This is a genomic window from Micromonospora acroterricola (assembly GCF_003172955.1).
GTDB lineage: Bacteria > Actinomycetota > Actinomycetes > Mycobacteriales > Micromonosporaceae > Micromonospora > Micromonospora acroterricola.
Window position 1 is genome coordinate 1 of sequence record NZ_QGKR01000087.1, and the last position, 21,080, is coordinate 21,080.

Consider the following 21,080-nt stretch of genomic DNA (forward strand, 5'->3'; position numbering starts at 1 on the left):
CCATCGCCAGCAGCGCCTCCTCGCCGTACGTGCCCAGCCGTTCGGTAAAGCCGCCGACCTGCTGGAACGCCCGCCGGCGCAGCACCACCGCGCAGGCCAGGAAGCCCAGCACCGCCGGCCCCGGCGCGCCCGGCGGGGTGCCCAGCGGCGCGCGGGCCATCGCGGCGGACACCGGGTCGAGCCGCTGCTCCCGGCCGACCCGCACCTGCCCGGTGAGCAGGCCGGTGCCGGGGCGCCCGCGCAGGATCGCGGCGGCCCGTTCCAGCGCACCCGGCGCCCAGTACGAGTCGTCGTCGGCGAACGCCACGAACGGCGTGTCGGCCAGCTCGACGCCGATGTTGCGGGCCGCGCCGGCGCCCGCGTTCTCGTCGAGCCGCACCACCCGCACCGCGGGAAAGGCCCGGGCGACTGCGGCGGGGGTGCCATCGTCGGAGCCGTTGTCCACCAGGATCACCGGGGCGGCGTGCCGGCCCAGCGTGTCGAGCAGCTGCGCACGTCGGTTGCGGGTGGCCACCACCACGGTCACGTCGGTCATGGCGGCCCTGCTACCCCGGCGCGGCCCGCTCACGCCTGCCGCGGCGGGCCATCCCTCCCAGGTCGGGGTCAGTGGTGCCGGCGGCCGTGGCTCAGCCCCTCCAGCACCAACGTCAGCCCGGCGCCGACGAGCCAGACGTCCTTGGCCAGCCCGCTGCCCTGCTGGGTCGGGCGCACGCTGCCGCCCTCGCGCATCCCCGGCGTTTTCAGGTACAGCTGCACCAGGCCCGCGCCGAAGGCGGTCAGGCCGAGCCCGGCCAGGGGCGCCGGCACGAACGGGGCGAGCAGCGCGGCCCCCAGGGCGATCTCCGAGTACGACAGCAGCTTGGCGAAGCGCGCCGGCTCCAGTTGGCCGAGCTGCGGAATGGCCCCGACCGCCATCCCGTGCAGTCCCTGCGCGGCCTCACCCTCCAGGGTCCGCTTGCTCAGGCCCGAGTTGAGGACGTACGCGCCGATGCTGACCCGCAGCGGCAGATGCGCCAGTTTCATGATCACTCCCGGTGGCCGTGGTCCGAATGCGGCCCGCGTACCCGGAGCGGCCCGCGATAACCCGCCGGCCGGCCGACTTGGCCGGCCATGTTGATCGCGGTAGGTTCGCGAGGGAACCACCGCCAACCCCGCACCAACCAGGCACACCACCTGCTGGCCATCATGGGCTCTTCTTCTGCCGGGCCTATGGCGTGCGCCGCTATGAGAAGCAAGCTCAAGGCGGCGGATTTGACCGAGGAGTTGTCGTGAAGACGACCCGGATCGCCTACTCGCACCGGCTCAACGCGGAGAAAAACCCCGACATCACCCTGCACACCCCGCACCGCGCGGTCAGGCAGATCGTCCAGGCGCGGGCCGATCGCCACCGGAGCAGACTGCCGCTCCCGGACTCCAACCCACGCAGGCTGGAGAGCGAACCATCCGACGTGCTCAGCAATGAGCAATAACAAGGAAGCAGGCGAAGTGAGCCAGGAAGTCCGGGGAGTCATCTCCCGCAGCAAGGGCGCGCCGGTCGAGGTCACCACCATCGTGGTGCCCGATCCCGGTCCCGGTGAGGCGATCGTCCGGATCCAGTCCTGCGGGGTCTGCCACACCGATCTGCACTACCGCGAGGGTGGCATCAACGACGACTACCCGTTCCTGCTCGGCCACGAGGCGGCGGGCATCGTCGAGCAGGTGGGGGAGGGGGTCACCGGCGTCGCCCCGGGCGACTTCGTGGTGCTCAACTGGCGAGCGGTCTGCGGCGTCTGCCGGGCCTGCCGCCGTGGCCGTCCCTGGTACTGCTTCGCCACCCACAACGCCAGCCAGCGGATGACCCTCACCGACGGCACCGAGCTCGCCCCGGCCCTGGGCATCGGCGCGTTCGCCGAGAAGACCCTGGTCCACGCCGGCCAGTGCACGAAGGTCGACCCGGCCGCCCGACCCGCTGCGGTGGGCCTGCTGGGCTGCGGGGTGATGGCCGGGCTGGGCGCCGCCATGAACACCGGCAACGTCACCCGCGGCGACTCGGTCGCGGTGATCGGCTGCGGCGGCGTCGGCGACGCGGCGGTCGCCGGGGCGGTGCTGGCCGGCGCCACGACGATCGTGGCGGTGGACACCGACTCCCGCAAGCTGGACTGGGCGCGCCGGTTCGGCGCCACGCACACCGTCAACGCCTCCGAGACCGACCCGGTCGAGGCGATCCGCGCCGCCACCGGCGGCTTCGGCGCCGACGTGGTGATCGACGCGGTGGGTCGACCCGAGACGTGGAAGCAGGCCTTCTACGCCCGGGACCTCGCCGGCACGGTGGTGCTGGTGGGCGTGCCGACCCCGCAGATGACGGTCGAGCTGCCGCTGCTGGACGTCTTCGGTCGCGGCGGCGCCCTCAAGTCCAGCTGGTACGGCGACTGCCTGCCCAGCCGGGACTTCCCCATGCTCACCGAGCTGTACCTCCAGGGCCGCCTCGACCTGGACGCGTTCGTCACCGAGGAGATCGCGCTGGACAAGGTCGAGGAGGCGTTCGACCGGATGCACCGCGGCGACGTGCTCCGTTCGGTGGTGGTGTTCCCGTGACCGCCCGGGTCGGGCACGCGGTCACCTCCGGCACGTTCTCCCTCGACGGGCAGACGTTCGACGTGGACAACAACGTCTGGGTGCTGGGCGACGACAGCGAGTGCGTCATCTTCGACGCGCCGCACGACGTGGCCGCGATCCTCGCCGTCGTGGGGGACCGGCGGGTCCGCGCGATCCTGGCCACCCACGCGCACGACGACCACGTCCGCGTGGCGCCCGAGCTGGCCCAGGCCACCGGCGCGCCGGTGCTGCTGCACGCCGCCGACCGGGTGCTCTGGGACATGGTCCACCCCCACCTGCCGCCCAACGGCGAGCTGCACGACGGGCAGGGCATCGAGGTGGCGGGCACGACGCTGCGGGTGCTGCACACCCCCGGGCACAGCCCCGGCGCGTGCAGCTTCCACGCCCCGGAGCTGGGCGCGGTGTTCACCGGCGACACGCTCTTCGCCGGCGGTCCGGGCGCCACCGGTCGCTCGTACAGCGACTTCGACACCATCGTCCGGTCGATCCGCACCAGCCTGCTCACCCTGCCGGCGGAAACCGTGGTCCACACCGGGCACGGCGACGACACCACGATCGGCGCGGAGACTCCACACCTGCAGGAGTGGCTGGCGCGGGGCCACTGAGCGGTCGGCTCGATCCGGCCGGCGCTAGGATCCGGGCGCATGAGCGCCGAGCAGCCCGCACCCGTCGTCCGTCAACTGCGCCTCGTGGTCGAGGCGGCGGACTACGAGGCGGCCGTCGCGTTCTTCCGCGACGCGCTCGGCCTGCCCGAGGAGGCCGCGTTCAGCGGCGAGGGTGACGCCCGGGTGACGATCCTGGACGCAGGTCGCGCCACCCTGGAGATCGCCAATCCGGCCCAGAAGCGCATGATCGACGAGGTCGAGGTGGGCCGGCAGATCGCGCCCCGCATCCGGGTGGCCTTCGAGGTGGACGACGCCCGGAAGACCACCGCCCGCCTGCTGGCCGCCGGAGCGAGCGAGATCGCCCCGCCCACGCGTACGCCCTGGCAATCGCTCAACGCCCGCCTCGACGCCCCGGCGGATCTGCAGATCACCGTCTTCCAGGAGCTGCGCACACCGGAGGAGCGGGCAGGAATGGACGACTTCGCCACCGGACGTGACGCCGACGTCTGACCCGTATAGGGGGTTCTCGACCGCTCGTCTCGTTTTCGGCCGGGCGGTCCGGTTTGTGGTGCCCGCGTGAGCCTCGCCCGATCTCCTGCGTGACCGGGACCGCAGCCTGGCGAGGCCCGGCATTTCCGGAATGCCCGACACCTGAAGCTGGTTGTGTCCCCCGTACCGCCGGAGCCCAAACCCTTTTCCGCGGTCATCTCCCGAGGAGTGTTCACCCCGGAGCGCTCCGTACGATCGAAAGGGCAACCATCGTGAAGGTCGACTTCACTCGATGGCTCCCCGCCATCGCTAAGGACTCGTACCGCAAGACCGCGCTGAGCGTTGTGGGTGTGGCCGCCCTGGGTGGCCTGGCGCTCGCGCCGACGGCGGCCGCCGCCCCGGTCACCTCCGGGCCGCACCAGGGCGCTGTAGCCGCCATCGACCTCGCCACCGGCAAGGCCGCCTCCGCGGCCCGCCAGGAGGACCAGCCCGTCGAGTCCGGGCTGACCACCGGCTCCGCCACCGGCAAGCCGCCGGCGGGCAAGCCGAGCCGTGAGGAGCTCATTCCGCACGGCATCGAAGGCGCCCAGTCGCGCATTCCGCTCGACGACGCGCAGCTGGCCAACGCCCGGGCGATCGTCGACGCGGCCAAGAAGACCGGCGTCGGCGAGCGGGGCGCGGTGATCGGCATCGCCACCTCGTTGCAGGAGTCGAAGCTGTACAACCTCGGCCACCTCGGCGCGTACAACGACCACGACTCGCAGGGCCTGTTCCAGCAGCGTCCGTCGTCGGGTTGGGGTACGCCCGAGCAGATCACCGACCCGGAGTACTCCGCCACGGCGTTCTTCAGCGCGCTGAGGAACATCGGCGGCTGGCAGGACCTGCCGCTGACCACCGCGGCGCAGACGGTCCAGGTCTCCGCCTTCCCGTACGCGTACGCGCAGTGGGAGGAGCAGGCGGCGGACCTCGTCCAGCAGCTCTGGTGACACGACAAGCGCACGGCACGCCGGCCGGCTCCCGAACAGGGGGCCGGCCGGCGTCGTCGTGTCCGGGTACCTCAGCAGGCGGGGTAGAGGCGACGGGTGCCGACGCCGGCGTCGTACGCGGCCCGGTCGCTGAACCGGCAGCCGTAGTCGGGACGGGCCACCACCGCCGGGTCGGTCACCGTGTCGCCGGCCGGGCGCTTGCCGGTGCGTACCCAGGACACCAGGTCGTCCCAGGCGGCGCCGGCCTCGGCCGGGCTGAACTCGCAGTGCTGCGTGGCCCGGATGGCCCGCTGCACCAGCAGCTTGCCGCGGCCGTGCCGGGCGACGTCCGTGGCGTACGCCTGCTCCATGCTGAACGGCACGAACAGGTCACCGAGGCCGTGCAGGCTGAGCACCGGCGCGGTGGGACGACCGGCGATCCGCGGCACCTCGGTCAGCGTCGGCAGGAGCCGCTGCCGAAGGTTCTCCGGGGCGACCCGCCGCACGGTGGCGTTGACGTTGACCGGGCTGTTCGGGGTGTAGCGGGTGAGCAGGTTGGTGGAGAGCTGACCGGGCCGCTGGGCGGGGGAGTCGCCGCCGCTGGTCACGGTGATCGAGAAGAGGAAGTCCTTCCAGACGGCGAACGCGGCGTCCGCGCCGGGGCGCGGCCCGCCCGAGCGGTTCACCGTGATCGCCCGCAACTGCTTGCCCCGGTCCGTGGTGGTGTCCGGCCCGGTGGGGGTGAGCCCGGCGAGACCGAGTGCCACCTGGATGCGGGGTACGGCGTTCGTCAGGTAGTCGGCCGGCGTGGGGTAGGCCGGCACCCCGGCGAGGGCCTGCGCGACCAGGTTGTAGTCGAGGTAGAAGTCGAGCAGCGTCTGGTCGCCGAGCACCCCGCACATGGGCAGCGCGCCGTCGTAGTAGCCGGGGTACTGCTCCAGGGAACGGCCAATGATGTACCCGCCCATCGACACCCCGGCGAGGTAGGTGTGGTGTGGCCGGCGGACGGTTCGTCCGAAGTGGTCGGCCAGGTCTCGGGTGCCCAGTACCCCGGAGCGGATGTCGAAGCCGTTGCGGTCGTACGAGGACGACGCCCAGGCGTAGCCCTGGTCGAGCAGCCGCTGGCGCAACCCGAAGCCGGGCGGCTCCGGCGAGAGCACCGTGCCCTGGCCCCGGTAGCCGTGCGCCCACAGCACCAGGTCACCGTTCCACCGGGCGGGGACCTCGATGATGTACCCGGCGTGGCGGTGCACGCCCTGACGTACCGTCGTCGGCTTGCCGCCCACGACCAGCGGCGCCAGCGGCGGGTTCTCGATGGTGTAGCCCGGCAGCGGCTGGCCGCCACCCGGGTCGCGGTCGGCGGCGGTGACCGGCGCGGCGCCGGCCAGCCCGACCGCCAGGGTCAGGGTCGCGGTGGCGGCGAGCAGACGCCGGAGGGTACGAACGGGTGAGGACAGCATCGACGCTCCCCATCGGACGGATGTCGCCCGCGGGCGACCAGGCGGGACGGTTGCCTACCGGCCGGTAGCGACCTGAACCTAGGACGGCTGTCGACCAGAGTCAATGGCTGCGCTGACCGCCCGGTCAGGTGCGGCTGTCCGGCCGGTCAGACCAGGCCGTGTGCCAGCATCGCCTCGGCCACCCGGCGGAAGCCGTTGATGTTCGCCCCGGCCACGTAGTCGCCCGGCAGCCCGTACTCCTCGGCGGTGCTCCAGCAGCGGGCGTGGATGTCCCGCATGGTTTCCCGCAGGCGCTGCTCCGACTGGGCGAACGTCCACGACTCCCGGCTCGCGTTCTGCTGCATCTCCAGCGCGCTCACCGCCACCCCGCCGGCGTTGGCCGCCTTGCCCGGGGCGAACCGCACCCCGGCCCGGCCGAGGATCCGCACCGCCTCGGGTGTCGTCGGCATGTTGGCGCCCTCGATCACCGCGACGCAGCCGCCGGCCACCAGCGCCGCGGCCTCCGCGCCGCCGATCTCGTTCTGCGTCGCGCACGGCAGGGCCAGGTCGCAGGGCACCTCCCAGACGGTACGGTCGGCAACGGCCACCGCGTGCGGTACGTGCCGCGGGTAGTCGTCGAGCCGGCCGCGGCGCTCCTCCTTCAGCTCCCGCAGCAGCTCCAGGTCGATGCCCTTCTCGTCGAGCAGGTACCCGTCGGAGTCCGAGCAGGCCACCACCGTCCCGCCGAGCTGGTGCACCTTCTCGATCGCGTAGATCGCCACGTTGCCCGAGCCGGAGACGACCACCCGCTTGCCCTCCAGGCTGTCGCCGCTCTGCCGCAACATCTCCTCGGCGAAGAACACCGCCCCGTACCCGGTCGCCTCCCGACGCGCCTGCGCACCCCCGTACGCCAGGCCCTTCCCGGTGAGCACCCCCGACTCGTAGCGGTTGGTGATCCGCTTGTACTGGCCGAAGAGGTAGCCGATCTCCCGGCCGCCCACCCCGATGTCCCCCGCCGGCACGTCGGTCTGCGCGCCGATGTGCCGGTGCAGCTCCGTCATGAAGCTCTGGCAGAAGCGCATCACCTCACGGTCCGAGCGCCCCTTCGGGTCGAAGTCCGCGCCGCCCTTGCCACCGCCGATCGACAGGCCGGTCAACGCGTTCTTGAATATCTGCTCGAAGCCGAGGAACTTCACGATGCCCAGGTACACCGACGGGTGAAAGCGCAGCCCACCCTTGAACGGGCCGAGCGCGCTGTTGAACTCCACCCGGAAGCCGCGGTTGACCCGTACCCGGCCACGGTCGTCCTCCCACGGCACCCGGAAGATCACCTGTCGTTCCGGCTCGCAGATCCGCTCGATGATCCGCGCCTCCGCGTACTCGGGGTGCCGGGCCAGCGCCGGGCCGATGCTCTCCAGCACCTCCCGTACGGCCTGGTGGAACTCCGGCTCGCCCGGATTCCGGGCGACCACACTGGCGAACACCGTCTCGACGGTCTCCGGCATGACCGGCACGTCCCTTCCGTCCCGGCGGCATCGTTGCCGCCCCGCGCCGGCGCGACCCGCCGACCGCCCCGGAGTACGGCCCGCTGCTCCGTCCGGTTCACCGCCGCACCGCCGTCGTCCTCGTCGGGTCGCGGGCGGTGGGTGGTCTGCCTGTGCCCCGTCCCTCGCCCGTGCGGTGCCGCCCGGCTGTGCGCTCCCGGGAGGCGGTCGGGTTGACTGGTCGCCGTGGACGAGTTGATCTGGGAGGCGGCGCGAGCGTCGCGCGGCTGGTTGGACGCCGCGAACGGCGCCGGGCAGACGGAACTGACCTGTCGCATCCTCAAGCTGACCGAGGAGGCAGGGGAGGCGTCGGCCGCCTGGATCGGTCTGCTCGGGCAGAATCCGCGCAAGGGCGTCACCCACACCCGCGAGGACGTGGCGGCCGAGTTGGCCGATGTCGCCTTCACGGCGCTGGTGGCCATCGAGAGCCTGGGCCTCGACGCGCGAACGGTGCTGGGCTCCTGCGCCGCAAAGGTCCGCTCCCGCCTCACCGACTGACCGGTTCCGGGGTGCATGTTCCGGCTGTGGTCGTGATACCTGTGAGTCATAACTATGCCTGTGAGGTATCAAGCTGAATGGCGACCTCGCCCAGGAGCGCTCCTCGCGGTGAGTGACTCGGTTTCCGTCAAGTCGCGGTGTCGTGGGGCGGTGGATACCCCGCTTTCAGGGATACCGAGTCGATCACGGCCCAACCGGGTGCCTCCCGCCACAACGATGGGCGATCCGGCGTCGTATGTCGGGTATCGGTTGAATCTGGCCTGTGACCGACCGCACCCTGGCGACGGAATCGTGGCCGGCCCGGGGTCGTTACATACCCTGACGATCGCAGCACCACGCGCCGCCAGCCCGGCTCCCGGGTTGGAATGCAGGCCAGGGCCCGGTCGTTGCAGACTCCCTGACGGCGCACGAGCGCCCGCTGGACCGGGTGCTGATGGACGGGCCAACCCCGGAATGAGCCCGGCCCGCAGGTCGTTACACATGGACCCGGCGCCACGAGGCCCCCGCCCGTAGGCCGCCGAAAGACTTTCCCCCTTGTATCTGGAAGCGCCGGACGAGGTGCTCACGCCCGCGACGCCGTTCCCCCTGAACCAGGCGTGTGGGTGTCTACCCCCGAAGGAGCAACCCCCATGAAGACGATCTTCCGTAAGAGCATGCTGTCCGTTGCTGGTCTCGCGTTCGCCGGTGGTGTCTTCGCCGGTCCGATCGCCGCCCACGCCGCCACCCCGGTCGAGGGCAAGCCCGTCGCGGTCGCGGTGCAGACGGTCAAGGCGCAGGGCGCCCAGTCGCACATCGACCTCAACGACGAGCAGACCGCCAACGTCAAGGCGATCATCGCCGCCACGAAGAAGGCCGGCCTGCCCGAGCGGGCCGCGGTCATCTCGATCGCGACCAGCCTGCAGGAGTCGAAGCTGGAGAACCTCGGCCACCTCGGCGACAGCAACGACCACGACTCGCTGGGCCTGTTCCAGCAGCGGCCGAGCTCGGGTTGGGGTACGCCGGAGCAGATCACCGACCCCGAGTACTCGACGACCGCGTTCCTCAAGGGTCTGAAGCAGGTTGACGGGTGGCAGGACATGGCGCTGACCGACGCCGCGCAGACCGTGCAGGTCTCGGCCTACCCCGACGCCTACGCGCAGTGGGAGCAGCAGGCTGCCGACCTCGTCGCCCAGCACTGGAACAGCTGACCCACCGCACGACCCGCTGGCCGGCACCCCCAACCCGGGGTGCCGGCCAGCGGCATGTCTCAGTCCAGAAAGGACCACCGATGTTGGCGACGTAGGGCAGCGGCGTGGTGGGCGCTGAGTGATCCGAACGGGTGGCGGGTACGTACTCACCGGCGGGGACCGGCGGAGGGACGTGGACATGGCCGCAGTGGGGTACGGCGCTGATCACGAGCCGGAGTCGGAGCCGCCGGGCGAGCCCGCCCCACACCGGCGCTGGTCCCTCGGAGCCCGAATGTTGCTGGCTGCCGCAGCTGTCGTGCTGATCCTCGGCGCCGCCGCGGTAGCCGTGATCGTCGCCGATCCGCACCGCCTCGGCATGGGCTACTCCGGAGCCGTCGGTCCCGGCGGCGAGCCCAACGCCGTCCGCCCCGGCGGCGAACCCGGCGCAGGCGGGCCCGACGGCGCAACCGATCCCGCGCGCCCTGACGATGCACCCGACGCCGCCTCGCCCGGCGGCACCGCACCTGACGTCGCACGGCCCGATGCTCGCCGAGGCGAGGACGCCGGCCCGGGGACGAACACGTCCGACCGCGCCGGCGGCGGGCCACATGGCGAGGGTGCGCCGGCTGCCGGGCAGGCGATGGTCGCGCCGGTGGCGGGTCGGCAGGAGGCAACCTTCGTGCTCGCGGACGGGCTGGCCTCACTTGACCTGCGGGTGGCCGACCTGGGCGACGACCTCTATCGGATCAGCAGCCCGGCCGGCTCGGGCGTGGCGCCGCGGCCGGAGGTGCTGGGCGAGACCGTCCGGCTCGGGGTGGTGGCTACCGGTACGGCGGGGGCGAGGGCCGTGCGGGTGCTGCTCAACGAGCGGGTCGGTTGGCGTCTCCACCTTGTGGGCGGGGTGAGCAGCCAGACGCTCGACCTGGGCCGGGCCCGGCTGCTGGGGATGGAGCTCGCCGGCGGGTCGTCGCGCACCGACATTTTCCTGCCTCCCGTCACGGGCACGATGACCGTGCGGCTGACCGGCGGGGCGAGCCAGCTCGACGTCCGGGTGCCCGGCGAGCCGCCGGTACGGGTCCGCGTGGGAGCGGGCGCCGCCTCGGTCGTGGTGCGCGACGAGCGCTGGGCCGGGGTGGCGGCTGGCGCGCTGCTGAGTACGCCGGGGTGGGACCGGTCGGTGGACCGGCTCTACCTCGACCTGGTGGCGGGGGCCAGCAGCGTGACCGTGGGCTCGGCAACCCGGTGAACCCGGGCCCTCACCCGCTGCGGCAGGTGCCGCACCCGTGGGTGGGCGCGGGTGGGAAGCGCCGCAGCCCTGGGCGGAGGCGAGCGTACAGTCGGGCGGTGGAGCGTACTGAATCGATGCTGGCGGAGACCCGACCGCCCGGTGTGGCCGACGTCGATCCGGGCAGCGTGCTGCTGCCCGGCCACGACGTGCCGTTGGGGCGGTACACGACCGTCCGCCGGCTGCTGCCGCAGCGTCCGCGCCGGATGGTCGGCGCCTGGTGTTTCGTGGACCATTTCGGCCCGGACGACGTGGCGCAGCGGCCCGGCATGGAGGTGCCGCCGCACCCGCACACCGGCCTGCAGACGGTGACGTGGCTGCTGGACGGCGAGATCCTGCACCGGGACAGTCTGGGCAACGTCCAGCCGATCCGGCCCGGCCAGTTGAACGTGATGACCTCCGGGCACGGTATCGCCCACTCCGAGCGGTCGCCGGCCACCCATCCGCCGGTGATGCACGGCGTGCAGCTCTGGGTGGCGCTGCCGGACCCGGCGCGGGCGGGAGCGGCCGACTTCGCCCACCACGCCGACCTGCCGCGCTGGCGCGAGGGCGAGGTGGACGTGACCCTGCTGGTCGGTGAGTTCGCCGGGCAGCGCTCCCCGGCGGTGGTGCACACGCCGCTGGTCGGCGTGCAGCTGGAGCTGAGCGGTTCGGCGCCGACCACGCTGCCGCTGCGGCCCGATTTCGAGTACGCCCTGCTGGCGATGAACGGTTCCGCGGAGGCGGCCGGGGTCGGGTTCGAGCCGGGTGCGCTGCTCTATCTGGGCTCGGGTCGGAGTGACCTGACCGTGCGTGGCGGGGCCGGGGCGAGGTTGCTGCTGCTGGGCGGGACGCCGTTCGACGAGCCGCTGGTGATGTGGTGGAACTTCGTGGGCCGCTCCCACGAGGAGGTGGTCGCCGCCCGGGAGGACTGGATGGCGGGGCGACGCTTCGGCGTGGTCGCCGACGATCCTGCGCCGCCGCTGCCGGCGCCGGCCCTGCCCACCACCCGGCTCAAGGCCCGCGACCGCACCGGCGGCCTGCACGGCTGACACCACGGGGGGCGCACGCTCGGCGTGTGACCGACGGTGGCGTGGGTAGTCGCCCGCATGGCGACCACTCTGATCACTCCCGTGGAGGACCGGAAGCGCCTGGCCCGCCGGCTTGCCGGCAGCGGCCGGGGCTTCGCCGAGCAGTACGGCTTCCGGGTCACCAACAACCCGTCGAGCCTCTTCCAGGTGCTCTACCTCTCGGTGCTGCTCGCCCGACGTGGCGACTTCCGTCGGGCGTTGGACGGCGCGCGGGCCCTGCGCGACGAGGGGTGGGACAGCGCCGCCCGGTTGGCCCGCTCGCTGCACGAGGACCGGGTACGGGTGCTGCGCGACAGCGGCCAGCGCGGCGACGTGGGCGCGCTGGCCGACGTGCTGGGCGACCTGGCGCGAACGGTCGTCGACCGGTACCGGGGTGACCTGCGCCGGTTGCGGGCGCTCGCGCACCACGATCCGGGCCGGGAGCGGCAGCTCCTCGCCGAGCTGCCCGGCGTGGACGACCAGGTGGTCGACCTGTTCCTGCGGGAGGCGCAGGCGCTCTGGCGGGAGGTGGCCCCGGTGGCCGACCGGCGGGCGTTGGCGGCGGCCCGCCGGCTCGGGCTGGGCCGGTCCGCGGACGACCTGGCCGGGTTGGCCGGCAGCGGGGAGTCGGAGCGGCTGGCCTGGCTGGTGGGGGCGCTGGCCCGCGTGGATCTGGAGCACCGGTACGCGGAGGTGACCGGATGACCGGGACGTGCCCTGGCCCACAGTTGGCGAAAATCTAACCGTACGGATGATGTTCTGTCGTATGGTTGTACCCGGCAGTGCTGGCCGCTCGGTTCGGGCGACCATCCACCGCCTGGTGATCGCACCCGGTTCGGGCGTGATTCACCGCCTGGGCAGGTTTTGTGGCGCCCCCGGTCGCGGTTCGTGGCCCCGGGGCGCCCGCCTGTCCCGGCGTTCCCGCCACTGCCCCGTGACGACCCCCGGGTCAGTTGGCCAGGCCCGCCAGCAGGTTCACCGTGACGGCGATGATGAACGCGCCGAACAGGTACGCCAGCAGCGAGTGCCGTAGCGCCGTGCGACGCATCTCGTTGCTGGTCAGGTTGGTGTCCGAGACCTGGAACGTCGTCCCGATGGTGAACGCCATGTACGCGAAGTCGGAGTAGCGGGGCGGCTCGGGCTGGTTGAAGTTCACGCCGCCGTCGGGGCCGGTGTAGTAGATCCGGGCGTACCGGGCGGCGAAGACGGTGTGCACGACCAGCCAGGAGAGCAGCACGCTGAGCACGCCCATCCCGCCGTACAGTTCACGGGCCAGTCCGGGCGGCGCGGCCTGCGCGCTGGCCAGCACCAGCCCGACCGCCAGCAGGCTCGCCAGGCAGGCGATCAGCAGCACCACGTCGCGGGTTGCCCGGTTGGCGTCCTCGTACGAGGCGACCCGGGAGGTGTGGGTCGCGTCCAGCGGCCAGAGCCTGCGCCACACCAGTCCCAGCCAGCTCAGCGCGGCCGCGTCCCAGCCGACGAGCGGCGCGATGGGCGGTGGCAGCATCAGGGCGGCGGCACCGCCGGCGACGACGCCGACCACCGCCACGAGAACGAGTTGGAACGCGGCGGGGGTGTGCCCGTACGGGGGCCCGGCCAGCGGACCCGTCCTCGTCATCCGCGCCGCCCGCCCGTGCGGGCCGCCACCGGCGGGTCAGATGCCGCGCAGGTGCTGCGAGACCCGGTTGTGCGGGTCCCGGGCCTGCGCGGCCCGCTGCGACGGGCCTACCTCGGGGGCCGCCTCGATGCCGGCCGACCGGGCCACCTCGGTGCCGTTGGCGTAGTCCACGGGCGGCAGGGCGCGCAGCGCCTTCAGCACGTCCGGCGGGGCGCCCTCCCGCTCGGCCTCGCGGACCACGTCGTCCTTCTCGGCCGGGTAGTCCAGGCTCGACAGGTACTGCAGGACGTCGGCGTAGCTCGCCATGGCAGGGGCTCCCTCGGGCATCGATGTGGTCACGTCCGGCGGCGGTTACCCGCCAGCCGCCGCGTCACGCCCGGGCCGCCGGTCGAATCGGGCGCCGTTTCCACCCCGTCGCCGCGGGTACCCGCAGGCCCCGCCCGACGCCAGCCCGAGGGGGTACGCGATGAACTACGACACCTTCATCGACCAGGTTTCCCAGCGCACCGGGGCGCCGTCGGAGCGGTCGGTCGAGCTGACCAGGGCTGTTCTGGAGACGTTCGCCGAGCGGCTGACCGGCGGCGAGGTGCTGGACCTGGCCGTCCAACTGCCCAGGCCGCTGCAGGTGGTGCTCAAACCGAGCCCGGGGACCGAGCAGGCGGACCGGTTCGGGGCGGCCGAGTTCGTCGCCCGGGTCGCGCTGCGCGCGGGCGTGGAGGAGCCTGCCGCCCGCGACGCCGTGCAGGCGGTCTTCACCACCCTGCGGGAGGCGATCACGGGTGGGGAGTTCGACGACGTGGTCACACAGCTGCCGCGCGACTACCGGGGGCTGGTGGAGCAGGCGATGGCCCCGGGAGCGACGCTGCGCCGGGGGTGACGGCGGGCGTGCACAGCGGTTGGTCAGGGCAACCATCGATGTCCCGCTTGGCGTCGGGATTCAGGCTGGCCTAACCTTGTCGTGCGAGGGGAGTACTTCCCACGAACCATTCCGGTCAGTACGGCGCGCCCGGCGCGCCTCGGGTGGTTGCCCAGCTTTGCTGGGTGAAGGAGACCTCGAACATGACACGGTGTTCGAGGAGGCCTTATGACCGAGGTGTCGTACCTGTCTGCTGCCGGTGAGTTGTCGTCGGTGGGTACGCCCATGCTGTGGGCGCTGACCATCGCCGGCGTGCTGGTGCTGCTGGTGCTGGACTTCCTGGTGACCCGCCGCCCGCACGAGGTGTCGATGCGGGAGGCGATCGGCTGGTCGGCGTTCTACATCGCGCTGCCGCTGGCGTTCGGCGCCTGGATCTGGTCCCGCTACGGCTCCGAGCTGGGCGTGCAGTACCTCACCGGCTACCTGGTGGAGAAGTCCCTCTCCGTCGACAATCTCTTCGTCTTCATGCTGCTGCTGGCCGCGTTCGCGGTGCCGGCGGTGCTCGCCCAGCGGGTGCTGCTCTACGGCATCGCTGGCGCGTTGGTGCTGCGGGCGGTCTTCATCGCCCTCGGTGCGGCGGCGTTGCAGACCCTCGACTTCGCCTTCCTGCTCTTCGCGATCATCCTCATCGCCACCGCGGTGAAGCTGCTGCGTGATGCCCTCTCCGGGCACCAGCAGGAGGTCGACATCAGCAAGATGCGCTCGGTGAAGGTGCTGCGCAAGTTCATGCCGGTGGTTGACGAGTACCACGGCACCCGGATGACCGTCCGGCAGGGCGCGAAGCGGGCGCTGACCCCGTTCGCCCTGGTGGTGGTCGCGGTGCTGGCCACCGACGTGGTCTTCGCGGTCGACTCGGTGCCGGCGGTCTACGGCATCACCGAGGACCCGTACCTGGTCTTCGCCACCAACGCGTTCGCCCTGCTCGGTCTGCGTGCGCTCTACTTCGTCCTGCACGCGGCGCTGAGTCGGCTGGTGCACCTCAGCTACGGCCTGGCCATCATCCTGGCGTTCATCGGTCTCAAGCTGGGCCTGCACTGGGCGCACGGGATCTGGGAGAGCGTTCCGCAGATTCCCACCCTGGCCTCGCTCGGCGTGATCATCGGGGTGCTGGTGGTGGTCACCCTGACCAGCCTGCGCGCCACCCGGGGCGGTCAGCCCGAGGAGCGCGAGGTGGTCGCGGAGCGGCGCTGACCGCGCCGCGCCGGGCGGGGTACGCAGGAAACCACGCGCCCCGACCGGCGCGGGTGGTACGACTGTGCAATGGGAATCGTGTCACCGGGCTTTCAGGGTCGGCCCCGATCACAGGAGCCGGCCCTGCCTCCCGGGCAGTACCCGACCGAGGATTTCCCGGTGCTCTCGGCCGGCCCGACGCCCCGGGTGTCGCTGGACACCTGGGAGTTCGTCATCGCCGCCGAGAACGGCACCGAGCACCGGTGGTCGTGGCAGGAGCTGATGGCACTGCCGCAGGAGACGCCGATGGTCGACATCCACTGCGTCACACACTGGTCGAAGCTCGGCACCACCTGGCAGGGCGTCTCGCTGGACACGCTGCTCGACGGCGTGGACACCGGCGCGCACTTCGCGCTCGCGCACTCGTACGGCGGGTACACCACCAACCTGCCGCTCGACGACCTGCGCGGCGGCCGGGCGTGGGTGGCGCACACCTTCGACGGCGCGCCGCTGGCGCCGGAGCACGGCGGGCCCGCGCGGCTGCTGGTGCCGCACCTCTACTTCTGGAAGTCCGCCAAGTGGGTGCGGGGCATCCGGCTCAAGACGATGGACGAGCCGGGGTTCTGGGAGACCGCCGGGTACCACGACTACGGCGACCCGTGGCGCGAGCAGCGGTACCAGGGTGACTGAGCGCGCGGTGGCGACCGGCACCCCGGCGCGCGCCCCGATCCGTTGGCAGGTGGCCCGGCTGGTGGAGCGCCGCGTCGAGACGCCGAGCGCGCAGACCCTGGTGCTGGAGGTTCCCGACTGGCCGGGGCACCTGCCCGGGCAGCACGTCGACGTGCGGTTGACCGCTCCCGACGGCTACCAGGCCGCCCGGTCGTACTCGATCGCCGGGCCGGTGGTGGACGGCCCCGGCGGCCCGTGCATCGAGGTGACCGTGCAGCGGGTGCACGACGGCGAGGTGTCGCCGTACCTGATCGACGTCTACGGCGCGGGCGAGCCGGTGGAGATCCGCGGCCCGCTCGGCGGGTGGTTCATCTGGCGACCGGAGGAGACCGCGCCGGTGCAGCTGGTCGGTGGCGGCTCGGGGATCGTGCCGTTGATGGCGATGATCCGGGCGCGGCGGGCGACGGGCAGCAAGGTGCCGTTCCGGCTGCTCTACTCGGTGCGTACCCCGGACGACGTGATCTACGGCGACGAGCTGCGCCGCCGGGCCCGCGACGACTTCGGGCTGGACGTGGCGTACGTGTACACCCGCGAGGCGCCCGAGGGGTGGCGCGGCGAGCCGCACCGCATCGGGCTGGCCGACGTGAACACCCACGGGTGGCCGCCGGATCTGGAACCGCTCACCTACGTCTGCGGCCCGACCGGGTTCGTGGAGACCGTGGCCGACCTGCTGGTGGGGCTGGGCCACCCGTCGCGGCGGGTCAAGACCGAACGCTTCGGCCCCACCGGCTGACCGCCCCGCTCGCCGACGCAACGTCGAGGAGACCCGATGACCGAGATGTCGTACCTGGACGGCAACATGCTCGACGGCCCGCTGCGCGAGCTGTTCGCCGTCGACATGAGCACCGCGATGGGCCGCTGCGAGAACTGCGGGATGACCGGCTCGATGGCGAGCCTGCACGTCTTCGCGCACGCCCCGGGCCTGATCGCGCGCTGCCCGTCCTGCGAGGCGGTGATGCTGCGGCTGGTCCGGGCGCCGGACCGGGCCTGGCTCGACCTGCGCGGCACCACCTTCCTCCAGGTGCCGATGCCGTTGGAGCAGACCCAGCCCGGTCCGCTGTGACGTTCACCGGCCGAGTTCGGCCGCGAGGCGGCGTCTACACCGTCGGTCCCCGGTCGGCGGCGCGGGTGCGGCCGGTGCGGACGGCGTACGCCCGCCTCATCTTGATGTAGTTGCCACAGCCGGCCATCGAGCACCAGCGGCGGGCCTGGTTGCGGGACGCGTCGTAGTAGGCCCAGCGGCAGGTGTCGCGGGCGCAGACCTTGAGGCGCGGCCAGGTGCCGTCCTCGCCGCACACGCGGATCGCGTCCACCAGCCCGGCGAGGGCCCGGTCCAGCGGGGTGCCGCCGGCGGCGACCAGGCGGTGGCCGTCGTCGGCGAAGCGCAGCGCGACGGGCACTTCCGCCAGGGCCTGGTTGAGCCGGTCGAGCGTGGTGGGGTCGGCGTGGTGACCGGCATGTCCGAGCAGCACCGCGCGCAGGCCCTCCCGGACGGTCAGGGCCATGTCGAGGTCCGCCGGGTCGAGGTGCGCGTCCGCCGCCATCAGGCCCCGTTCGGCGAACCAGTCGCGGAGCCGGTCGGGGCTGGTCAGCGTCTCGTCGTCGATCTGCGGCTCGAGGGTGTTCACGAAGTCCCGGACCAGCCGCACGGCGGCCGGCACCGCGGCGTCGTCGTCCACCGGCCACCCCCTTCCATTCACACCACCGTAGCGCCTTGACAGGTGTGAGATCGCCTGCGAGGGTCAGAAGTACACCGGTGAAAGGCTTTTGCTGGTGTGACGTTCGTCGGGGGAGGGCGGGTCGTGGCTTCCACGCTCAAGGACGTGGCGCGGGTCGCCGGCGTGTCGGTGAAGACGGTCTCCAACGTGGTCAACGGCTATCCCCACGTGAGCGCAGAGGTGCGGGGTCGGGTCGAGGCCGCGATCGCCCAGCTCGACTACCGGCCGAACGTGTTCGCCCGGACCCTGCGGACCGGGCGCACGGGCGTGCTCGCCCTGGTCCTGCCCGACGGGGACGTGCCCTACGCGGATGATCTCGCGCGGGAGGTCGTGCGCGCGGCCGGGAACCAGGGCTACCGGGTCGTCATCGAACAGGCCGGGCCCGACGACGACGCGTCATCGCCGTCGCTGGCTGATGCCCGGGCGATGTCGGTGGACGGGGTGCTGGTCAGCGCGCCCGTCGCGCCGGCCGAGTTGGTCGAGGCGCTGGCCGCCGCGGGGCGTCCCGTCGTACTGGTCGGCGGCGAGGCCCGACAAGGGCACTGCGACCGGGTCACCGTCGACGTGGCCCGGGCCGCCGAGGACGCGGTCGGGCACCTGCTGCGCGCGGGCCGCCGGCGGATCGCCGCGATCGGCGCGTACCCGACGGAGACGGCGGCGACGGCACCGCGCACGGCCGGCTATCACCGGGCGCTGCGCCGGGCCGGGCTGGCGCCCGTACCTGGTCACCTGCTGCCGGCGTCGCGGCATCGCCGGGCCGACGGCTACGGTGCCGCGCGCGCCCTGCTCGCTCAGCCGGGCCGTCCGGACGCCATCTTCTGCTACTCCGACCCCCTCGCCATCGGCGCGATGCGCGCCGCCTTCGACGCCGGGCTGCGCGTCCCCGCCGACGTCGCCGTGATGGGCGTCGGCGACATCGAGGAGGGGCGTTACTCCCGGCCCACGCTGAGCACCGTCGCCATCGACACCGGGTTCCTCGCCCGGGAGGCCGTGGCCCGGGTCACCGCCCGGATCGACCAGCCGGACGCGGCGGTCGCCGTGGTCACCGCGCCGCACACGGTGCTACCCCGGGAGAGCACCGACGCCACGGTGCGCTGACCGGCGAGGCCGGGCACAGCGACGGCATGATCGTGCTCGATCACGGATGTGGTGCCCTCCTGCGCCGGGGATGCCACTCCATCGCTGATCGAGCGCGATCGTGCGACGGCACGGGCGTGCGCGGTTGGACAGCGCCCGGGTGGGTCGGTCAGAGTGGTCCGCCGTGAGATACCTGCGCGCCGGCGGTCCCGCCGCGATCCGCCGACCCCGGCCCGCCGACTGCGACGAGTTCGTCGCCGCCGCGCGGCGCAGCCGGGAACTGCACCACCCGTGGCTGGTCGCGCCGGACAGCCCGGAGGAGTACGACAACTATCTGCGCCGGATCCGCCGCCGGGACAGCTCCGGCTACCTGATCTGCGACCGGGCCAGTGGCGAGATCGCCGGCTACGTGAACATCAGCGGGATCGTCCTGGGCGCGCTGCGCGGCGGCTACCTGGGGTACGCGGCCTTCCAGCCGTACAGCGGCACCGGACACGCCTCGGCGGGCGTCGCCCTGGTCATCGGCCACGCGTTCGGCGTGGCCGGGCTGCACCGGCTGGAGGCGAACATCCAGCCCGGCAACGAGCCGTCCCGGCGGCTGGCCCGCAAGCTGGGCTTCCGGTTGGAGGGCTTCTCACCGGACTACCTGTTCATCGACGGCGCGTGGCGCGACCACGAACGCTGGGCGATCACCGCCCCGGCGGCGACCTGACCGACCCCGTGCCCGGCGCGGCGCGGCGCGGCGCCAAGATCCGCGCACTTTCCCGGAAACTGCTGCCTCCACCAGCGCGGAGGCAGCAGTTTCCCGGTAGTTGTGCGGATCTTGGCGTTACGCGGGGGGCGTGACGCCGTCAGCTGCCCGGCCGGGGGAACGCGACCGGGCTGCGCAGGCCGTCGCGGCCCACCGCGCGGATGCCGAAGAAGACGTTGTCCTTGGACAGGTCGATGCTGACCTCGGTGACGTCACCCACAGGGATCACCCGCTGCCACTCGGCGGCCGTCGTCTCCCGCCACAGCACCTCGTAGCCGGCCAGGTCCGGCTCGTCGCCGCGCTGCCAGCGCAGGGTGGTGTTGTTGGTCAGGTCGGTGGTCACGATGATGGCGCGCTTGGGCGTGCCGGGGGCCTGGGCCAGCGACCAGAGCGCGGCGCCGTTGACCCGGGCCACCCGGGCGATGTACCCGAAGTCGCAGAACTCCGGCAGGTCGCCGAACTGCTGCCCGTCCTCGACCCGAACGTCCTGGTGCTGGTGGGCGAAGTCCTCGTTCGGCTCGGTGAACCGCGCCGCCGGCCAGCCCTCCCGCAGGAACGAGATGTGGTCGCTGCCGCGCAGGTAGCGGTCCCGCCGGTAGATGACGCGTACCCGCATTCCGGTCGCGTCGTTCTCGGCCACGTCCCGGACGAACCGGGCGAGCTGCCGCGACGGCGAGTCGTTCTCGCCGCCGACGGACTGCCGGGTGCTCGCCTCCGCCGGCGTCTCCGCCGTGGGGACGCCCTCGGCGAACAGCCGCACCGCGTACGGGTCGCGGGTGCCGTCGTCGGCCCTGCTGCTGCCCACGATGTCGTCGCTGAACATGCCCTGGACGTCCGCCCCGGCCGCCTTGAGCTGCTGGGCCAGGTACGCGGAGCCGTACAACCCCTGCTCCTCGGCGGCGACTGCGGCGAAGACGACGGTGGCCGCGGTGGGCCGGGTGGCCATCAACCGGGCCAGCTCCATGACGACGGCCACCCCGGAGGCGTCGTCGTCGGCGCCGGGGGAGTCGCTGACCGCGTCCATCACGTCGGTGACCCGGGAGTCGTAGTGGCCGGTCACCACGTAGGTGCGGTTCGGCGAGGTCGTGCCGCGCAGGGTGGCCACCACGTTGGTGATCCGGGTCGCGGTGGGAATCCGCGACGCCGGCTGCTGGATGTACGACTGGAGTTCGACGGTCATCCGGCCGCCCGAGGTCGCCGCGTACTCCTGGAGGCGGGCGAAGATCCAGTCCCGGGCGGCGCCGATGCCCCGCTGGGGGTCGTCCTGGCTGGAGAGGGTGTGCCGGGTGCCGAAAGCGGCCAGCCGGCGGACGATGGCCTCGATGCGACGCGGGTCGACCTGGCGCAGGAGTTCGCGCAGCTCACGGTCGGGCCGCTGGGGTTGGACCGTCCGGCCGGGCCCGGCCGGACGGTCCAACCCCAGCGGCTGTCTCTTATACACCTCTGACGCTGCCGACGATAAGGCT

At 72.7% G+C, this 21,080-nt stretch carries 25 protein-coding genes; 17 read left to right on the plus strand and 8 right to left on the minus strand.

Annotation, left to right across the window (positions count from 1 at the left end; all coding sequences use genetic code 11):
- Positions 1-535 (minus strand): glycosyltransferase family 2 protein (locus DKT68_RS01745; protein WP_146218261.1); only part of this gene is annotated, 535 nt, incomplete at its 3' end.
- Positions 536-603: 68 nt separating this feature from the next.
- Positions 604-1,023: a hypothetical protein gene (locus DKT68_RS01750; protein WP_109815700.1), complete on the minus strand. Its 420-nt coding sequence runs from the start codon at positions 1,021-1,023 to the stop codon at positions 604-606.
- A gap of 245 nt (positions 1,024-1,268) precedes the next feature.
- On the opposite strand from DKT68_RS01750, the gene DKT68_RS01755 reads away from it, so the two are divergent.
- From DKT68_RS01755 to DKT68_RS01775, 5 genes are all read left to right on the plus strand, one after another.
- Positions 1,269-1,469 carry a hypothetical protein gene (locus DKT68_RS01755; protein ID WP_109815678.1) on the plus strand — a complete coding sequence of 67 codons (201 nt, stop codon included), beginning with the start codon at positions 1,269-1,271 and terminating at the stop codon, positions 1,467-1,469.
- Positions 1,470-1,485: 16 nt separating this feature from the next.
- On the plus strand, positions 1,486-2,574 hold the full coding sequence (locus DKT68_RS01760) for an S-(hydroxymethyl)mycothiol dehydrogenase (RefSeq protein ID WP_109815679.1): 1,089 nt from the start codon (positions 1,486-1,488) through the stop codon (positions 2,572-2,574).
- Positions 2,571-3,200: an MBL fold metallo-hydrolase gene (locus tag DKT68_RS01765; RefSeq protein WP_109815680.1), complete on the plus strand. Its 630-nt coding sequence runs from the start codon at positions 2,571-2,573 to the stop codon at positions 3,198-3,200. The genes DKT68_RS01760 and DKT68_RS01765 overlap by 4 nt, the downstream gene beginning before the upstream one ends.
- 39 nt (positions 3,201-3,239) lie before the next feature.
- Positions 3,240-3,710: a VOC family protein gene (locus DKT68_RS01770; protein ID WP_109815681.1), complete on the plus strand. Its 471-nt coding sequence runs from the start codon at positions 3,240-3,242 to the stop codon at positions 3,708-3,710.
- Positions 3,711-3,961: 251 nt separating this feature from the next.
- Positions 3,962-4,675 (plus strand): hypothetical protein, encoded by a 714-nt coding sequence (locus DKT68_RS01775; RefSeq protein ID WP_109815682.1) that lies wholly within the window; start codon positions 3,962-3,964, stop codon positions 4,673-4,675.
- 71 nt (positions 4,676-4,746) lie between these two features.
- Here the strand turns inward: DKT68_RS01775 and DKT68_RS01780 are convergent, their stop codons facing one another.
- Positions 4,747-6,114 (minus strand): alpha/beta hydrolase, encoded by a 1,368-nt coding sequence (locus tag DKT68_RS01780; protein WP_109815683.1) that lies wholly within the window; start codon positions 6,112-6,114, stop codon positions 4,747-4,749.
- 146 nt (positions 6,115-6,260) lie between these two features.
- Positions 6,261-7,598 (minus strand): NADP-specific glutamate dehydrogenase, encoded by a 1,338-nt coding sequence (gdhA, locus tag DKT68_RS01785; RefSeq protein ID WP_109815701.1) that lies wholly within the window; start codon positions 7,596-7,598, stop codon positions 6,261-6,263.
- A 225-nt stretch (positions 7,599-7,823) separates the two neighbouring features.
- Here gdhA and DKT68_RS01790 point away from each other — a divergent pair, with 225 nt between their 5' ends.
- The 5 genes from DKT68_RS01790 to DKT68_RS01810 all read left to right on the plus strand — a co-directional run bounded on the left by DKT68_RS01790 (position 7,824) and on the right by DKT68_RS01810 (position 12,340).
- Positions 7,824-8,135 carry a MazG-like family protein gene (locus DKT68_RS01790; protein ID WP_109815684.1) on the plus strand — a complete coding sequence of 104 codons (312 nt, stop codon included), beginning with the start codon at positions 7,824-7,826 and terminating at the stop codon, positions 8,133-8,135.
- A gap of 629 nt (positions 8,136-8,764) precedes the next feature.
- The gene (locus tag DKT68_RS01795) at positions 8,765-9,322 is read left to right on the plus strand and encodes a hypothetical protein (RefSeq protein ID WP_109815685.1); all 558 of its coding nucleotides are present in this window, start codon (positions 8,765-8,767) and stop codon (positions 9,320-9,322) included.
- A 271-nt stretch (positions 9,323-9,593) separates the two neighbouring features.
- A complete protein-coding gene (locus DKT68_RS31060) occupies positions 9,594-10,547 on the plus strand; it encodes a hypothetical protein (protein WP_161556606.1) in 954 nt (317 codons plus the stop codon).
- Positions 10,548-10,645: 98 nt separating this feature from the next.
- Positions 10,646-11,617 carry a pirin family protein gene (locus tag DKT68_RS01805; RefSeq protein ID WP_109815687.1) on the plus strand — a complete coding sequence of 324 codons (972 nt, stop codon included), beginning with the start codon at positions 10,646-10,648 and terminating at the stop codon, positions 11,615-11,617.
- Between the two features lie 57 nt (positions 11,618-11,674).
- Complete coding sequence (locus DKT68_RS01810; protein WP_109815688.1) at positions 11,675-12,340, plus strand: hypothetical protein; 666 nt, start codon at positions 11,675-11,677, stop codon at positions 12,338-12,340.
- 244 nt (positions 12,341-12,584) lie between these two features.
- Here the strand turns inward: DKT68_RS01810 and DKT68_RS01815 are convergent, their stop codons facing one another.
- Together DKT68_RS01815 and DKT68_RS01820 are read right to left on the minus strand one after the other, a co-directional pair.
- A complete protein-coding gene (locus tag DKT68_RS01815) occupies positions 12,585-13,253 on the minus strand; it encodes a DUF1345 domain-containing protein (RefSeq protein ID WP_109815689.1) in 669 nt (222 codons plus the stop codon).
- 36 nt (positions 13,254-13,289) lie between these two features.
- Positions 13,290-13,559, minus strand: coding sequence for a DUF2795 domain-containing protein (locus tag DKT68_RS01820; protein WP_109815690.1), 270 nt, complete (start codon positions 13,557-13,559; stop codon positions 13,290-13,292).
- Positions 13,560-13,719: 160 nt separating this feature from the next.
- Between DKT68_RS01820 and DKT68_RS01825 the strand changes: the two genes are divergently transcribed.
- The 5 genes from DKT68_RS01825 to DKT68_RS01845 all read left to right on the plus strand — a co-directional run bounded on the left by DKT68_RS01825 (position 13,720) and on the right by DKT68_RS01845 (position 17,131).
- Positions 13,720-14,130: a DUF2267 domain-containing protein gene (locus DKT68_RS01825; protein WP_109815691.1), complete on the plus strand. Its 411-nt coding sequence runs from the start codon at positions 13,720-13,722 to the stop codon at positions 14,128-14,130.
- 207 nt (positions 14,131-14,337) lie between these two features.
- Positions 14,338-15,360, plus strand: a complete 1,023-nt coding sequence (locus tag DKT68_RS01830; protein WP_109815692.1) for a TerC/Alx family metal homeostasis membrane protein — start codon at positions 14,338-14,340, stop codon at positions 15,358-15,360.
- A 69-nt stretch (positions 15,361-15,429) separates the two neighbouring features.
- Positions 15,430-16,029 carry a sulfite oxidase-like oxidoreductase gene (locus DKT68_RS01835; protein WP_109815693.1) on the plus strand — a complete coding sequence of 200 codons (600 nt, stop codon included), beginning with the start codon at positions 15,430-15,432 and terminating at the stop codon, positions 16,027-16,029.
- Between the two features lie 7 nt (positions 16,030-16,036).
- Positions 16,037-16,801, plus strand: a complete 765-nt coding sequence (locus DKT68_RS01840) for a ferredoxin reductase (RefSeq protein WP_109815694.1) — start codon at positions 16,037-16,039, stop codon at positions 16,799-16,801.
- A gap of 36 nt (positions 16,802-16,837) precedes the next feature.
- Positions 16,838-17,131, plus strand: coding sequence for a DUF6510 family protein (locus DKT68_RS01845; RefSeq protein WP_109815695.1), 294 nt, complete (start codon positions 16,838-16,840; stop codon positions 17,129-17,131).
- A 34-nt stretch (positions 17,132-17,165) separates the two neighbouring features.
- Here the strand turns inward: DKT68_RS01845 and DKT68_RS01850 are convergent, their stop codons facing one another.
- On the minus strand, positions 17,166-17,747 hold the full coding sequence (locus tag DKT68_RS01850) for a CGNR zinc finger domain-containing protein (protein WP_109815696.1): 582 nt from the start codon (positions 17,745-17,747) through the stop codon (positions 17,166-17,168).
- A gap of 123 nt (positions 17,748-17,870) precedes the next feature.
- On the opposite strand from DKT68_RS01850, the gene DKT68_RS01855 reads away from it, so the two are divergent.
- Positions 17,871-18,884 (plus strand): LacI family DNA-binding transcriptional regulator, encoded by a 1,014-nt coding sequence (locus DKT68_RS01855; protein WP_109815697.1) that lies wholly within the window; start codon positions 17,871-17,873, stop codon positions 18,882-18,884.
- 163 nt (positions 18,885-19,047) lie between these two features.
- Positions 19,048-19,575, plus strand: a complete 528-nt coding sequence (locus tag DKT68_RS01860) for a GNAT family N-acetyltransferase (RefSeq protein ID WP_236646674.1) — start codon at positions 19,048-19,050, stop codon at positions 19,573-19,575.
- A gap of 139 nt (positions 19,576-19,714) precedes the next feature.
- Here DKT68_RS01860 and DKT68_RS01865 read toward each other — a convergent pair whose 3' ends face one another.
- Positions 19,715-21,055, minus strand: a complete 1,341-nt coding sequence (locus DKT68_RS01865; protein ID WP_109815699.1) for a M20/M25/M40 family metallo-hydrolase — start codon at positions 21,053-21,055, stop codon at positions 19,715-19,717.
- Positions 21,056-21,080: the final 25 nt, after the last annotated feature.

Bases quoted from the DNA above. Each gene is read 5' to 3' on its own strand.
- DKT68_RS31060 (WP_161556606.1), top strand. From the start codon at position 9,594: ATGTTGCTGGCTGCCGCAGCTGTCGTGCTGATCCTCGGCGCCGCCGCG.
- DKT68_RS01820 (WP_109815690.1), bottom strand. From the start codon at position 13,559: ATGGCGAGCTACGCCGACGTCCTGCAGTACCTGTCGAGCCTGGACTAC.
- DKT68_RS01835 (WP_109815693.1), top strand. From the start codon at position 15,430: ATGGGAATCGTGTCACCGGGCTTTCAGGGTCGGCCCCGATCACAGGAG.
- DKT68_RS01810 (WP_109815688.1), top strand. From the start codon at position 11,675: ATGGCGACCACTCTGATCACTCCCGTGGAGGACCGGAAGCGCCTGGCC.
- DKT68_RS01770 (WP_109815681.1), top strand. From the start codon at position 3,240: ATGAGCGCCGAGCAGCCCGCACCCGTCGTCCGTCAACTGCGCCTCGTG.
- DKT68_RS01780 (WP_109815683.1), bottom strand. From the start codon at position 6,114: ATGCTGTCCTCACCCGTTCGTACCCTCCGGCGTCTGCTCGCCGCCACC.
- DKT68_RS01845 (WP_109815695.1), top strand. From the start codon at position 16,838: ATGACCGAGATGTCGTACCTGGACGGCAACATGCTCGACGGCCCGCTG.
- DKT68_RS01830 (WP_109815692.1), top strand. From the start codon at position 14,338: ATGACCGAGGTGTCGTACCTGTCTGCTGCCGGTGAGTTGTCGTCGGTG.
- DKT68_RS01795 (WP_109815685.1), top strand. From the start codon at position 8,765: ATGAAGACGATCTTCCGTAAGAGCATGCTGTCCGTTGCTGGTCTCGCG.
- DKT68_RS01815 (WP_109815689.1), bottom strand. From the start codon at position 13,253: ATGACGAGGACGGGTCCGCTGGCCGGGCCCCCGTACGGGCACACCCCC.
- gdhA (WP_109815701.1), bottom strand. From the start codon at position 7,598: ATGCCGGAGACCGTCGAGACGGTGTTCGCCAGTGTGGTCGCCCGGAAT.
- DKT68_RS01825 (WP_109815691.1), top strand. From the start codon at position 13,720: ATGAACTACGACACCTTCATCGACCAGGTTTCCCAGCGCACCGGGGCG.
- DKT68_RS01750 (WP_109815700.1), bottom strand. From the start codon at position 1,023: ATGAAACTGGCGCATCTGCCGCTGCGGGTCAGCATCGGCGCGTACGTC.